Raw genomic sequence first — 13,750 nt, forward strand, 5'->3', positions numbered from 1 at the left:
GACATCCCTCGTCGCTCTCAAGCCGGCTTGTCACGCGACAAGACGAGCAGCGAATCATCGGCTCCATATTTCGAAAGCAGATCCTCGGCGGTGACGGGAACGGCTTCGCCACTGAAATCGAGGCGCCGCAGCGACCCATAGATGCCGGCAAGCCGCTCCAGAAAGCCGTGCGCGTCGGCATAGCGGCCAGGATTGAACTCGACGACGATCATCGGCTTGTGACGGGCGATGGTCTCGCCCATTCCTTCGAGGATGACTTGCTCTGCCCCCTCCGCGTCGATCTTTATGAAATCGACGCGCGAGCAGGAGCTCGCCAACCGATCGAGGGTAGTCACAGGAACTTTGATGACTGCGCCATCCTGGGCGTGAGGCTGGAAGGTCTCGGAGACGATCAGCGCGTTCTTCGGCTCGCTATGCGGAATGTAGAGGGATGCTTCGCCCGACACTGCAGCACCGAGCGCCAGTCTTTCGATCCGCGTCCGTCCGAGCAGCCCATTGAGCTCGATGCTGCTGCGCAGGAAATCAGCCGCATGCGGATTGGGTTCGACGGCGATCAACTCGCCTTTGACTCCCACCAGCTCGGCAAGCAAAAGCGAATAGTAGCCGAAATTCGCACCGACATCGATCGCGGTCATGCCGCGCTTGACGTTACGTGCGCAAAACAACGTCAGCCAGATCTCCCAAAAACCGTCCAGGAGAACATGAGAGCCAAAGCCCCTGTCGCGGGTATCGATGTAGAGCTTGTAGCGGCCGAGCACGCGGACCAGAGCAGTATGGTTTCCAAGATAGGCGCTGTTGACCCGTTGCAGGATCGCAGCCTCGGCCTGATGCCTGTCGAAGGCCATCAATTCATGAAGATGTAGCAGTGCCGAAGAACTCATTTTATTTCTCTCGGTTCGGCATGCCTGCTGCGCATTTTCGCAGGCTGGCCAGCATCATGAAATTCCATAGACCCCATCGATATCATTCTTCCGCCTCTCTCGCCCTTTCACACGGCCATCAGTTTGCCGTGGATGCAGCGATGCCGACCGATGCCGCCGACAGTGCCGTTCCGGTGACACCCTGGAAGAGGCCCATGAACTTCTGAATATCGATCGAGGACGCGTTGGAGATGTAGACGATATCCCGCGGCTGGACTTCGAAGTTCTGCATCGCCAGCAGCGTGGAGCCGTTTTTCAGGTTGAATCGATAGACGATCGGGACAGGTCCACCACGGCGCAGCAACGGATTGCTCGGTGCAACGATGCGGCGGGCGACATCAAGCGGCTCGTAGCGGAAGAGGAAGACGCCCGAGGCGTCGGCGCGCGTGTCCTGCAGCCCTCCCGCACGCGCTACGGCGTTCGCCATGGTCAAATGCTGAACGCTGAAGGGGACCTCGCCGCTCTGACCTGATGCGCCGAGAATCGTGTAGGTAACCGGCTCGCGCACCACCGTAACGACGTCTTCGGGCCGCAATCTCACGTTTTCGCGCGGATTTTGAACAATCGCGGTAAACGACAGATGCATCGTTCGCCCGCCACGCGTCAGGTAGACGACGCTGTCGTTGACGCCGGCGCGCAATCCCCCCGCCGCAGCAATAGCATCGAGTACTCGGCTGCCGGCGGGCGAAAGTGCGACGCGTGCACCACCGGCCACCTCGCCTGTAACCGTGACGGTGTTCGACGAGCTTTGCTGGACGGTCACCAACGCCTGTGGCTGCACCGCCTTGCCCATCAGGCCGGAAACCACCGCCTTTTCGACCGAAGCTGGCGTGCGGCCAGCGGCCGTGATCCGGCCCACGTAGGGAATACTGATGGTGCCATCGCTGTTGATAGTCTGCGGCGGGATCGTCACTGAACTACCGGCCGCCTGTTGCTGCCCCGAAGCGCTTGAAGCCGTCCCGAACAAGCTCCCGGGAGGCGCCTCCCAAAGGCTGACGGAAACGACATCACCAACCGCGATCCTGAGGCCGGGATCCCGTGCGCCCTCACCGAAATATGCCGCGAAGCTGGCTTCCGGTCGAGCGACGCTCTTGACCATCGCCGTCGACGTCACATCGACCACCGCGAATGGTGGCATAGCGCGCGCAGCCGCTTCCTCCAATATTCGGGAGGCCTTGGGGCCAGCCTCCGGTAATCCACAGCCCGTAAGAACGCAGGCGAGAACGCACAATAATCCGAACTTCAACGGCATCGACGATCCTGAATGGCATGGAGACAGTTTTGGCGAGGCATTCTCGCGCGAGGCAGGCTAGGCCCTTCCGGCATCGTCGCTGCGCTCCCGGGTAAAACGAAGGATCGACGAGGGACTGGAGCCATAAGCGTGCTTGTAGAGCACGGAGAATCGCCCGGGATTGGAGAATTGCAGGCTCATGGCAAGATCGGTGATGCTTTCGGCCTGACCGCCCTTGATGGCGCCATGTGCCGCGGCCAGCCGATAGTTGCAGAGGATTCCCATGGGCGTATCGCCACGATAGGTCTTGAACATGCGTTGCAGCGCTCGCGGGCTGCAGCTCGCAGCGTTCGCAAGATCCTCCAGCATGATGGCATTATGCAGATTGTCGCGCATGAACGCCTCTGCCCTCAGGAGCTGCCGTGGCGCGTTTTCGAGCGTGCCGCGATTGAAGGCATCGGACAGGTTGTGCGGCAGCTTGGCAAACAGCTTGACCAGCAAGAGCTCGCTGTAAGCCTTGGCGAGCATCATCCGTTCGGTCTGGCGAGCGGTCGTCAAATCTTTCTCGGCCTGGCGCAGAGTTTGATAGAGCCCTTGCGCGCCGCCTTGCCGGAAGCTCACCGGCGCCAGCGCAAATTCCTGCACGTAGGGTTTGCCGGTCAGCTCTTCGAAATGTTGACGGATTACGGATTCCGGGATCTGAAACAGCAGCCAGGAACTGCGCGGCTTGATCTCCAGCCGCTTGCCCGCCCTGTCGCTGATGCTGGCGACATAGTTGGCAGGAATGCGCAACGACTTGCGCATCCGCCGGTGATTGATCTCTATTTCGCCCGCGAGAACAAATACGATGCTGACGCGCGGCAAATCCTGCTTCGCTATCCCTTCGAGGCCGGCCGAGTGCTCGGCGCTTATGATCGAGGCCGACTGAAGCGGTTGCTTGCTGAATTTGAAGGAATAATCGCCTGAGGTTTCCGAAGGAACCGCCCATTTCCAGTTTGGTTCAAGCATGTCGAGGTTGCGAATGATTGCATCCCGGGAATACACCTCGAAAGTGCCAACGCATTGCTCGACAACTCTTTCCAACATCGCCATCCGCTAATCCCACTCAAAATCTCAGGTTGCATATTAGTTATCGCTAACACGTGATTTCTATCTAGGCCAATTTTTTTCTAGCGTTCGTTTTGACGACTCCTTACTTTGCTCCCGCGCCCACTTCGGGATGCATGACCATTCATCGCAAGTTGCATTACCTATAATTAAATTAGCACGATGAATTTTAGCGCGACAGTACAGATAGTGACGATGTTATACAGAATCCTACCTCTTCGTAGCGCGGCCACAGGTTGAATATCCTGAGCGACGATATCGGACAAAATAATCGCTCTCGGCAAATATTCGACATGCCTACCGGCAGAGGTTGTAGAAGTAGTTACTAATTTACCTCGATCGAATTGCCGGAGCTTCGTTACATGCGCAAGGTCCGCTGGTAAAATGGAGTAGCCATGACACTACGCTGGCTTGCAGCGAAAACAATCTGCACGCTACTTTCATTTCAATTATTCTAATACATGATGAGGCTTAGCTGGGAGCCTGCGTCAGCACCCGGAATGCCGCTGTCTGTATGCAACCGGGTCCCGGCAAGCATGGAGGCGCGGTGCATTCTGCCGTTCGATATTGTGTCAATTTGCAAATATGCCGTGCACTACTGTTACCAATCAGCACAACCAACTTTCGGCTGGCTTACAATGTGGAGTAGATGCGAAAGGCCGTTTCGATGTCGTCGAAGACGCGGCCGCGGCCATTCTTCAACACGAGCGCCGACTTGCACAGATCGCCGATCACATTAAGATTATGTCCCACAATGATCATCGAGCGATCCTTGCGCTTGACGAAAAGCTCCTCAAAACAGCGTGATTGGAAGCGTTTGTCGCCAACGGCCAATACCTCGTCGATGAGATAGCAATCGAAATCGATGGCAAGCGACATGCCGAAGGCGAGCCGCGCCCGCATGCCTGAGGAATAGGTCCTGAGAGGCATGCGCAGATAACGGCCAAGTTCACTGAAATCCTCTACCACATCGCGAATTTCATCGAACCGCTTGTCATAGATGCGCGACAGGAAGCGCATGCAGTCGTAGCCAGTCATCGAACCGCCGAAACCACCGCTCAAGGCAATCGGCCACGACATCGACATATTGCGTACGACCTTGCCCGACGTCGGCTCCTCTATTCCCGCGATCATGCGCACGAGCGTTGACTTGCCGGCCCCATTGTGGCCGAGGACGGCGATCTTTTCACCGCGGCCGATCTTGAATGTCACGCCGTCGACCACGCGGCGCATACGGCCATGCACTTCGTATTCCTTGACGAGGTCGAACACGCCGACAATGTCATCTTCATGCCAGGGGATTTCGCTCTTCGGCGCCGGCGTCCCCGGGGAGGCAATCTGCATAAGACTGGAAGGGAGACCGGTCATTGCTGAGCCGCGTGCTCGTATACCTGGATCGTGAAGAAGCGCACGATCCAGAATGTCGCGAAGCAAGCCGCAAGCAGCATCAGAAACGAACCGAGGCGTTTCGGGTACAGCGCATGATCGGGCAAATTCGGATCGGCGATTCGCTCCAGATACAGTTGTTGCCGCTGAGCATCGATCCTGGCATTTTCCAGGGAAACGGTCGCTGATGTCAGCATCTTCGCTGCCATTTCCCTCTCCAGCAGCAGCTGCTCATATTGCGCGATGCGAGGCGCCATCGAGCCGTCACTGCCGACGATCCGTGCCCGTTCATCGCTGATCTGCCGTTCCATCGCCGAGACGCGTGCTCTCAACGCCTCCCCTTGCGGACTTTGCGGTGCCTGTTCTTGCAACGCCGAAAGACGTGCCTTGCTGTCGGCCAGATCATCCGAAAGCCGGGCAATCATGTCCAAGGCGGCAGACGATTGCTTGCTTGGGTCGACAAGCGCTTCGCGATTGCGGAAATCCGTCAGGCTCTTTTGCATATTGGACAGCCTTGCCTGGCTGTCGTTCACCTCGATCTGCGCGTAACGGACCGCATCCTCGCGCGCCCGATCATTAAGGCGGTTGATGAGTTCTTCCGCGTGCTGAACCAGGGCATTGGCCAGGCGATAGGCGTCTTCGGCACGAAATGCGCGTGCATCCAGTGTCGTTACGCCGCTGCCGCTGTCGGTGCGCACATTGATGAAACGAAGATAATGCTGATACAGCTCCTCATTATTGGCCTCGGCCCAAGGCAGCGGGTAGCGGCTGAGGAAATCTCCTTCGGGGCGGGAGAGGATTTCCGTCAGACCATCCCTCTTTACCAAGGCGTCGACGGCGGCGCGCGATTTGATGAACTCGGTGACGATGTAGCTGTCATCCTGCGCGCGAACGAAGCCGGTGCTCTGGAGGAACCCGCTCAGCAGCCCCGCGGCATTCCTGTTCGGACTGCGCACGACGAACTGCGTTTCGGAAACATACTGATCCGAGCAGATGAAACCGTAATAGATCGCCCCGAGCAGGCCGGGAACGACGACGATCAGCAATAGCAGCAGTTGCGATCGAGCCCATCGCGCGACAGAACGCGGCCAGGAAACCGGTTGACCTATGACGACGCCGGATGAGCGAGCATTCACCAGCCTGACGAAATCAGTGAATTCCTTGTTATTCTCGATGCGGCTCATTTGGGACCATCAAATCTCTCTTGGAATGGTCAGGACCACTCCACAGCTGCCCTTCCGGCGCTCCGATCAAGCAACCGCAGCCAGCCGGTTTCCATCGTTTCGACTCGTCATTTCGAACAACGCGCACGACGATTTCGACGGCATTTACTTTACAAGAGATTCCCATATATCCTTTGAAAGTCAAATATATTTCCGCGCTCCCGAAATTTTTACATACATAAACAAGAATAATTTATCTTCTGTCGCAATCAATACTTTAACGACGCGATCCGTATGGCGGGGCCGAATTGCGGCGGCAATAACTGCCATTCGATTAGCCGTTTCACCCTCATTGCTGGTTCAAGGAATTCGGAATGGGAAAGTTCGGGGGCATCTTGAAGCATGTCGGCAGTAACTTTGCCTCGGATGGTCGTGGAGACCTGTTCATCGGCCGGTTTTGCCGAAGCCTCTTGAAATTTCTCCTGGGTAGATGGCGCAACCTCCCATTTGAGATACCGGAAGATGTCATCCAGCTACCGTTGGGTTTCATGCCCCCAAACGCGGTTCCGCTCATGCAACCAGCCGTGAACGGACATCGCAGGCCGTTTCGTTCAGGCGCGAGCCATCGCTCTTAGCGGACATCTTGGGGGGACTTATATGCACATAGATTCGACGATCTTTCCCCAGGAGGCGCGGTCTTCGGCAAAGACAGGCGAGCAGCCGTCCTGGTTGCCCCCGACCAACGCACGACTGCTCGCCTTCCTTCCGACACGTCAGCGGTTTCCTCTCATCGGTCCCGCCTTCTCCGCGTCGCTCAAACCGATCGAATTGACGATGGGTGCCGCCGATGGTGTCGTCAGCTGGGGAGACGGGCCGCTTGCCCGCCTGGCACGCCTCTATGCGCAGGTGCTACGTCTGCCCTTCTGGACAGTGGCGGGCGGCTTCCTCCAATCGACCGGTCAGGACGCCGCATCACCGATCTCCATCGTCGCCGACGATCTCGGTATTCATTCTTCTGCCCGCCAGCCCTCGCGATTGGAGGCGTTGCTTCAAAATGCGCCGTCCAACACGGATATTCAGCGCGCCCGCGACCTGCGGCGATGGATCATCCGCGAGCGGTTGTCCCAAGACAACCAGCTGAGGGACGAGACCATTTCGCTTCGTCGAAGCCGCCGCAGGCGCATCCTGCTTGTCGACGAGGTGATGGGAAATCACGCTGTGGAAAGCGCCGGTGCCGATGCAGCGACCTTTGCAAGAATGTGGACGGCGGCTCTTGCCGAGGAAAATGCCGATATCATCGTCAAATGTCATCCCGACGTCATCGCGGGCCAGGCCCGAGGCTTTCTTCAACCCCTCGCCCGAACGTCAGGCGTGCAGCTTGTGGATCGCCCTGTCTCGACACATTCCCTGCTGGATATGGTGGATGAGGTCTGGACCGTATCAAGCCAACTGGGGCTGGAAGCGCTTCTGCGGGAAATACCCGTCGTCACCTTCGGCATGCCCGCCTATGCCGGCTGGGGACTGACTGCGGACCGCGCAGTGGGCACGGTCGCAGCGACGGCGCGCTTGCGTCGTGGACGCCATGTCAGCATAGACGAATTTGCTGCTGCCGCGCTCTTTCAATATTCGCGCTACGCCGATCCCGTCTCGCGCAGCCCAATCACGGCCGAGCAGGCAGTCGAACGGCTGCTCGAATGGCGCACTCGTGCCCGATCGCTCTCCGGCCGTTACCTTTGCGTCAATTTCTCGCTTCATAAACGCGCGGTCATGCGCCGCTATCTGAGCAGCCCCCGGTCGCAGGTACAGTTCGTCACCAATCCGAGCGCCTCAGAGATCCAGAGTGCCGACACCATCGTCCTTTGGGGGAACGCCACTCCTCCCGATGAATCCATTTTGTGGAAGCAGGGCAAGAGATTGCCGATCATTCGGGTTGAGGACGGCTTCATTCGCTCCTCCGGCCTCGGCAGCTCGCTCGTGCCCCCATCTTCGCTCTGCTTCGATGACCAAGGCATCTATTTCGATGCCTCCGCTCCAAGTCGGCTGGAGACAATCTTGAACGGGACGAATTTCGACGATGCTCTTCTTGCGCGCGCAAAACGCCTGCGGCAGGCCATCGTCTCGATGGGCATCACCAAATACAATCTGCCGCCGCAGCCGGCGCCGGATTATCGCGCTCTCGCCGAAGGCCGCGATATCGTTCTGGTGGCCGGGCAGGTGCCGAACGACGCTTCGCTGCGGTTCGGCATGGCAAGTCATCCATCCGATATCGAGCTGCTCAAAGCCGTCCGGCGCGCAAGACCGACGGCATTCATCATCTACAAGCAGCACCCCGATCTTCTGGCGAAGGCGGCTGGCCGTCATCCGCCTCCAATACCACCGGCGGAGGCTGCCGATCTCGTCATCGGCAATGTCGATCTGGATAATCTCCTCGGCGCTGTAGACGAGGTTCACGTCGCAACATCGCAGATCGGGTTCGAAGCGCTGCTGCGAGAAAAGCCGGTATGGTGTCATGGTCTCCCCTTCTATGCCGGCTGGGGCCTCACGCAGGATTCGGTCGTTTCGTTGCGGCGAAAGCGCGCTTTAACGCTCGACGCCCTCGTCGCCGGCACACTCATCCTCTATCCGCGATACTGGTCGAACATCACCAATCTTCCATGCGAGGCGGAAGACGTGGTCGCCGAACTCTATCGTTCCCGCCAGGGCATAGCTCCCAATCCATCGCGGCGGCGCTGGCTGGCACAGGTCATTCACATGCTCGAGGCGAGAAAAAAATGATGAAGCCGGTCGTTATGGATATCTCGCGCTTGATGGAACGGGCGCATTGCCCGACGCCCACCGGCATCGATCGCTATGAGCTTCATTATGCGAACTGGTTGAACGAGCGCCGCAAACGGACTGCCTTGACCGATCTCGATGCGTTTCCGCCTCCGTCATGGTTTGTCGAAACCGGTCATACCAGCGCCGTCACCATTCCGTCCGAGCGGGCGGACAAGTTGGTCTCCATGCTCAACGGCCGCTGGGCAGCAACGGAGATATCGCCCGCACAGGCCACCCTTCTCGAACGGATTTTCGCCGCCATCGATGGCAAGATCAGGTGGCAGGCGGCGTCGGAAGTGAAAGCAGGCGAGGCTCATACGCAAAAGCTGCGCAAGATCGCGCATGCCGTTGCTAATCGTTTCGCGCATGGTCTGATGCTACCGGACAGGGCTTCCTTCGTCCACGTATCACACAGCCGGCTTGATCGGACTTCTGCTTTTTCGTGGCTGGGAGAAACCGGCCGCAACGGCATCTTTTATGTTCACGATCTCATCCCGCTATCGCATCCGGAATTCGTCCGACCGGAGGAGCCGGAGCGGCATCGCCGCAGAATGGAGACAGTGCTGAAACACGCGTCGCTGGTGCTTTGCAACTCCCAGGTAACGGCACGCGCCTTGCGCACCTTTGCCCAGGAAAGCAATCGAAAGCTGCCCTCGATCGCCGTGCTGCCTCCCGGTGTCGAACAGTGCTTCCTATCGCCGCCATCGGACATGGCGCGCGCCCGGATGCCATATTTCGTGACGCTCGGAACGATCGAGCCGCGTAAGAACCACATTCTGTTGCTGCACCTGTGGCAATATCTGGCCGAGCGTGACGGGCAGATGGCGCCACGGCTGGTCATCGTCGGCAAGAGAGGATGGGAAAACAGCCACATCCTGGCAATGCTGGAGCGGTGCCCTGCCCTGCCCGGCCTCGTCATCGAAGTGCCGGGGCTGGAGGATGCCGCCTTGGCGCGGCTGGTCGCCGGAGCATCTGCTCTTCTGGCCCCATCCTTCACCGAGGGTTACGGCATGCCTGTCGCCGAGGCCATCGCGCTTGGCACGCCGGTCATCGCCTCCAACATCAGTGCCCATCGCGAAGCCGCCGCCGGACAGCCCGCTATCTTTCTCGACCCGCTTGATGGGCCGAGCTGGAGAGCCGCGCTGGACATGATCGCCACCACGCCGCAACGCCGAATGAAACCCGGCCCATCGAGCGGGTGGGATACGCATTTCGATGATTTGGAGGCGTTGATCGAGGCCGATTTTTCGGCGCGACGCCATGCTGCCCAACGGGCTTCGCGGCGTATCGAGAGAATCTCGACCTCGGCGGTTTTGCAGTGAGAGGCAGCAGCGCAGGCGCAACACAATAACAAAGTACGTCAGCAAGACGCGGGAGCAGCGACGTGACAAGCTTTTACGACATCGAGAATTGCTACAAATTTATTCTCGGCCGTCCGATCAACGACGATGAGCGAAATGTCATCGGCCACCATCTCCTGCAAATCACCGACCTTCCGCTGGACGACCACCGCAGACGTTTTCTGACTTCCAACGAATTTCACCAACGTCATAGTGAATTGCTGTTTCACAATTTCGTGCCAAGGTCGATCATCGTCCTTTTTGAAACTGCATACAATTTCAAATTGTATCTGGATCTTCGCCAATATCATATTTCTTTCGGCATCATGAACGGTGAGTATGAGAAATTCGACATCGAGCTCGTGAAAGCCATCGTGCCCGATAACGGGCAATTCATCGATGTCGGCGGCAATGTGGGGTATTATTCGCTCTCTGTCGCAGCCCATCATTCCCCATTTAGAGGAACGGTTCTCGCCTTCGAGCCTTTACCGAAGCTCTGCGAGTTGTTCCATCGATCGATCGTGGAGAACGGGCTTGGCGACCGAGTCAGCGTTCACCAACTCGCTCTTGCCGATGCTCCGGGAGAACTACCGCTTAATGACGCGGGGGAAACGGTCAACGCGGGAGCCACGCGACTGATTACCACCCGCGCTGAAGCCAAGGTCGATCGCATGACCAAAGTCGAAACACTAGATCGTGTTATCGGTAATCTGCGGCCTGATGTCATGAAAGTCGACATACAGGGAGCGGAAGGCTTGTTTTTGAAGGGGGCGCAAAGAACCATCGCCACATGTAAGCCTTCTCTATTGATGGAGATCAATCATGATATGCTCTCCATTGTCTCCAAAGCCGCTCCAGGCGCGATCCACCGCCAGCTCGCAGATTTCGGCTACCACATCTGGGCAAGTTCCGAGCAGCGGCTGACGCGAATGGCGACACCCGAAGAATTCAACTCGCACTTCCCGGCCGGCACCGTAGCGAACATATTTGCAGTTCATGAAGATCGTGCCGAGGACGTCGACCGTCGGCTTCAGCACCTGGAGTTGCCGCCGATTCCAACCAAGCGAAAAAGGCAACGCCAGAAGGAGACCACCGCCTAGCTGCCGCGCTTGATTTGCGGCTTCCGACCTGAGCGGGGATCGAGAATGAAGATCTTGTTGAGCAAAAAGGGGCAATCATATGGGTGGCATCGCCTGTTATGGCTCATGCCCTAGCGAGAAGTTTGTCCGATACGTATTTGCGGACAGCAGGATCGTCTTCTTCTGCTACGGCATCAACGTCGCCAGCTTCATGAACGACAGGCAGGCGTCCATCACCGCCCTTGAGGGGTGGCCCGAACCGATCCAAAGGAAGCTGCAGTTCGAAGCCAACAAAGGCTTCTGTGATCGATTGAGGACGTCGGCGCCGATGATACTGGTGATCGATTTCAGCCGCGCCACGCGCGCCTCGCTCCTGGACTACGAGGACACCATACTCACCGTTCTCTACGAACTTTTGGAAGCCACGTCCGGTTTGCAGCGCGAAGTCTTCAACATCTCCAAGATCATTCCGTTCGTTAGCGCGACCGTCGCGGCGTCATTCGAACTTGATGTGATTGCGTGCCACGTTGATCAGAAAGAGCCCGACAGCCGTCGTAAACAGGCAGCACTTCGTGAGGTAGTCAATATCATAGAAGGTTTGTACCGAATCGCCAAAGACACCGGCGCGAAAAAGCTCGAAGCAATGAACGAGAGGAACATAGAGCGCCAGCTTCTGGGCGCCACTGGGAAGCCAGGCCACCATGAAGAACATGCCACAAATCGGCAATGTGAGATATTGAAACGGCGGCACCAACTTCTCAACAAACTCGAACCGTTCCGAACCGGCGGCAAAGATGAGCGCCACCGCGAAAGAGAGCCAGGCCATGAACAGCCAGCCCGCCAGCACCAGGCCGAGATTCTGATAGGGCGGAATGATGCCTGCCAGACGAGCAACCGTGTAGACAAGGATGAGAGCGGCGGTCGTGCCGGCAGTCTCCAGAAGCGCACGGGCGATTATGGCGTCAGCCAGGCGGATTTGGCGATGGTACATCAAGGGCAGATTTTGACGCAGGCAAGAGACCGCGTGACCGGTTATGTGGCGCCAGAGCGTCAGCGGCATGTAGCCGCTCAAAACGAAAGCCGCGACCGTCAATCCGTGCGCCTCGTGATTGAGCAGCGTCCACATGATCATGACACCCGTGGTCAGGATCATCGGTTCAAGCGCAAGCCACAGGAAGCCGATGTTTTCCCGCCCGTAGCGTATGAGCATTTCGCGCATGATCAGCGCACCAAGGACGCGCCCCTGAATCTTCAATCCGGTAATGAACTGCGAACCCCCGCGCGCGTTTGCCGATACCTGATGCACCCGAAGCCCTCCTGGCCGCTATCCCATCTCCATCAGACGGTCGGTCAACGATACCGGCGAAGGGCAACCGCTCAATCTTCATTGCGCCGGGCTTGGACAATTAGCGTCCGTGACGTCCGCTCGCAGATCTGCAACGACAGACGATCACCAGAAAGGGCATAGCCATGGCTCTGATTAACCCCGAGACCCAAAACAAGAAAGTCGATGCAGATCAGCGCCGGCAGCCTTTCCGCCACATGATTGCAACTTCGATTGCCGGACCTGCAAAGGCCCGAAAGCGTCGCAAGCGTTACGGCCGTCTAAGCGTTTATCTGCTAGCGGTTATTGCCCCAACCTTGGCAGTCAGCGCCTATTACGCATTCATCGCCGCTCCAATCTATGTGTCCGAATCCTCTTTCGTCGTCCGCATGGCCGCGCCGCCATCCTCCAACGTCTTCGGCTCTCTGCTGCAGAACAGCGGGATAACGCGCTCGCAGGACGATACTTTTTCCGTGCAGGAATATATCCGCTCCCGCCAGGCGCTGAAGGAACTTGCCGAACGGCTTCCCGTACGTGCTATTTTCGGCAGTCCGCAGGCGGACTGGCTGACGCGCTTTCCCCGCTTCTGGGAAAACAACAGCGACGAACAGCTCTATAATTATTATTCGGACCGAGTATCGGTTATTCACAACGACACCACAGGCATCACCCTTCTGCGGACGACAGCATTTCACGCACAGGATGCCGCGGACTTGAACACCTCATTGCTGGCACTTGGCGGCGATCTTCTCGACCGACTTAACAATCGCGCCCGTGGCGATGCGGTTCGCTTTGCCGATGGCGAGGTACAGCAGGCGCAGCAGCGGGTCATCGACGCGCAGAGAAACATAACAAACTTCAGAAACAAGGAGCTGATGATCGATCCGAATGCCAGCTCCATGTCGATGATCGATCTCATCAGCAATCTTACCGCCTCCCTCGCCAACACGCGGGCGCGGCTTGCAGAAACGCGCAAGACTGCGCCGGACAGCAGTTCCATCCCGTTTCTGACGAGCCAGATCGCTGCACTGGAGCAGCAGATCGAGAACGAGCGAGCAAAAATGGTCGGATCCGACAATTCCGTCGCGCCGAGGATTGCGGACTATGAAAGTCTCGTCCTGATGCGGGAGTTTTCCAACAAGGCGCTCGTTGCCGCCCTCGATTCGCTCGAAGCGGCCCGAGCCGATGCCCGCCGCCAACAGCTCTATCTTGAGGTCGTCGTTCCACCGCAGATGCCCGACGAGGCAGCGATGCCTTATGCGCTCAAGAACATTACAGTCGTTTTCCTGTCCTTGAGCCTTTGCTATCTGCTGGGCTGGCTCATGGTCACCGCCATCAGAGATCATGAAAGCGGCTGACCTTACAGCCATGTTCGACCCTAAG

11 protein-coding genes are annotated in these 13,750 nt (G+C 57.9%); 4 read left to right on the top strand and 7 right to left on the bottom strand.

Annotated elements, in window-relative coordinates; all coding sequences use genetic code 11:
• Nucleotides 1-17: 17 nt before the first annotated feature.
• From GA0061103_RS00315 to GA0061103_RS00335, 5 genes are all read right to left on the bottom strand, one after another.
• The gene (locus GA0061103_RS00315; protein WP_092706017.1) at nt 18-881 is read right to left on the bottom strand and encodes an FkbM family methyltransferase; all 864 of its coding nucleotides are present in this window, start codon (nt 879-881) and stop codon (nt 18-20) included.
• A gap of 118 nt (nt 882-999) precedes the next feature.
• On the bottom strand, nt 1,000-2,058 hold the full coding sequence (locus tag GA0061103_RS00320; RefSeq protein WP_245304616.1) for a polysaccharide biosynthesis/export family protein: 1,059 nt from the start codon (nt 2,056-2,058) through the stop codon (nt 1,000-1,002).
• A 171-nt stretch (nt 2,059-2,229) separates the two neighbouring features.
• Nucleotides 2,230-3,159, bottom strand: coding sequence for a helix-turn-helix transcriptional regulator (locus tag GA0061103_RS00325; protein WP_245304617.1), 930 nt, complete (start codon nt 3,157-3,159; stop codon nt 2,230-2,232).
• A 732-nt stretch (nt 3,160-3,891) separates the two neighbouring features.
• Nucleotides 3,892-4,626 carry an ABC transporter ATP-binding protein gene (locus GA0061103_RS00330; protein WP_208603465.1) on the bottom strand — a complete coding sequence of 245 codons (735 nt, stop codon included), beginning with the start codon at nt 4,624-4,626 and terminating at the stop codon, nt 3,892-3,894.
• Nucleotides 4,623-5,828, bottom strand: a complete 1,206-nt coding sequence (locus GA0061103_RS00335) for a KpsE/RkpR family capsule polysaccharide export protein (RefSeq protein WP_092706023.1) — start codon at nt 5,826-5,828, stop codon at nt 4,623-4,625. Before GA0061103_RS00335 ends, GA0061103_RS00330 begins: the two co-directional genes overlap by 4 nt.
• Before the next feature lie 636 nt (nt 5,829-6,464).
• On the opposite strand from GA0061103_RS00335, the gene GA0061103_RS00345 reads away from it, so the two are divergent.
• The 3 genes from GA0061103_RS00345 (at nt 6,465) to GA0061103_RS00355 (ending at nt 11,064) form a co-directional block, all read left to right on the top strand.
• Nucleotides 6,465-8,582, top strand: coding sequence for a capsular polysaccharide biosynthesis protein (locus GA0061103_RS00345; RefSeq protein ID WP_092706027.1), 2,118 nt, complete (start codon nt 6,465-6,467; stop codon nt 8,580-8,582).
• Nucleotides 8,579-9,946, top strand: coding sequence for a glycosyltransferase family 4 protein (locus tag GA0061103_RS00350; protein ID WP_245304618.1), 1,368 nt, complete (start codon nt 8,579-8,581; stop codon nt 9,944-9,946). Before GA0061103_RS00345 ends, GA0061103_RS00350 begins: the two co-directional genes overlap by 4 nt.
• A 62-nt stretch (nt 9,947-10,008) precedes the next feature.
• Nucleotides 10,009-11,064, top strand: coding sequence for an FkbM family methyltransferase (locus tag GA0061103_RS00355; RefSeq protein WP_092706029.1), 1,056 nt, complete (start codon nt 10,009-10,011; stop codon nt 11,062-11,064).
• A gap of 165 nt (nt 11,065-11,229) precedes the next feature.
• Here GA0061103_RS00355 and GA0061103_RS34915 read toward each other — a convergent pair whose 3' ends face one another.
• Complete coding sequence (locus GA0061103_RS34915; protein ID WP_162747604.1) at nt 11,230-11,403, bottom strand: hypothetical protein; 174 nt, start codon at nt 11,401-11,403, stop codon at nt 11,230-11,232.
• Between the two features lie 136 nt (nt 11,404-11,539).
• Nucleotides 11,540-12,349, bottom strand: coding sequence for an ABC transporter permease (locus GA0061103_RS00360; RefSeq protein ID WP_092706031.1), 810 nt, complete (start codon nt 12,347-12,349; stop codon nt 11,540-11,542).
• Between the two features lie 164 nt (nt 12,350-12,513).
• Here GA0061103_RS00360 and GA0061103_RS00365 point away from each other — a divergent pair, with 164 nt between their 5' ends.
• Entirely contained in the window at nt 12,514-13,725 is a 1,212-nt protein-coding gene (locus tag GA0061103_RS00365; protein ID WP_092706033.1) for a KpsE/RkpR family capsule polysaccharide export protein, read from the top strand.
• The last annotated feature ends 25 nt before the right edge of the window (nt 13,726-13,750 follow it).

Origin of the sequence: Martinezella multihospitum, from assembly GCF_900094585.1 — a bacterium.
Lineage (GTDB): Bacteria > Pseudomonadota > Alphaproteobacteria > Rhizobiales > Rhizobiaceae > Rhizobium > Rhizobium multihospitium.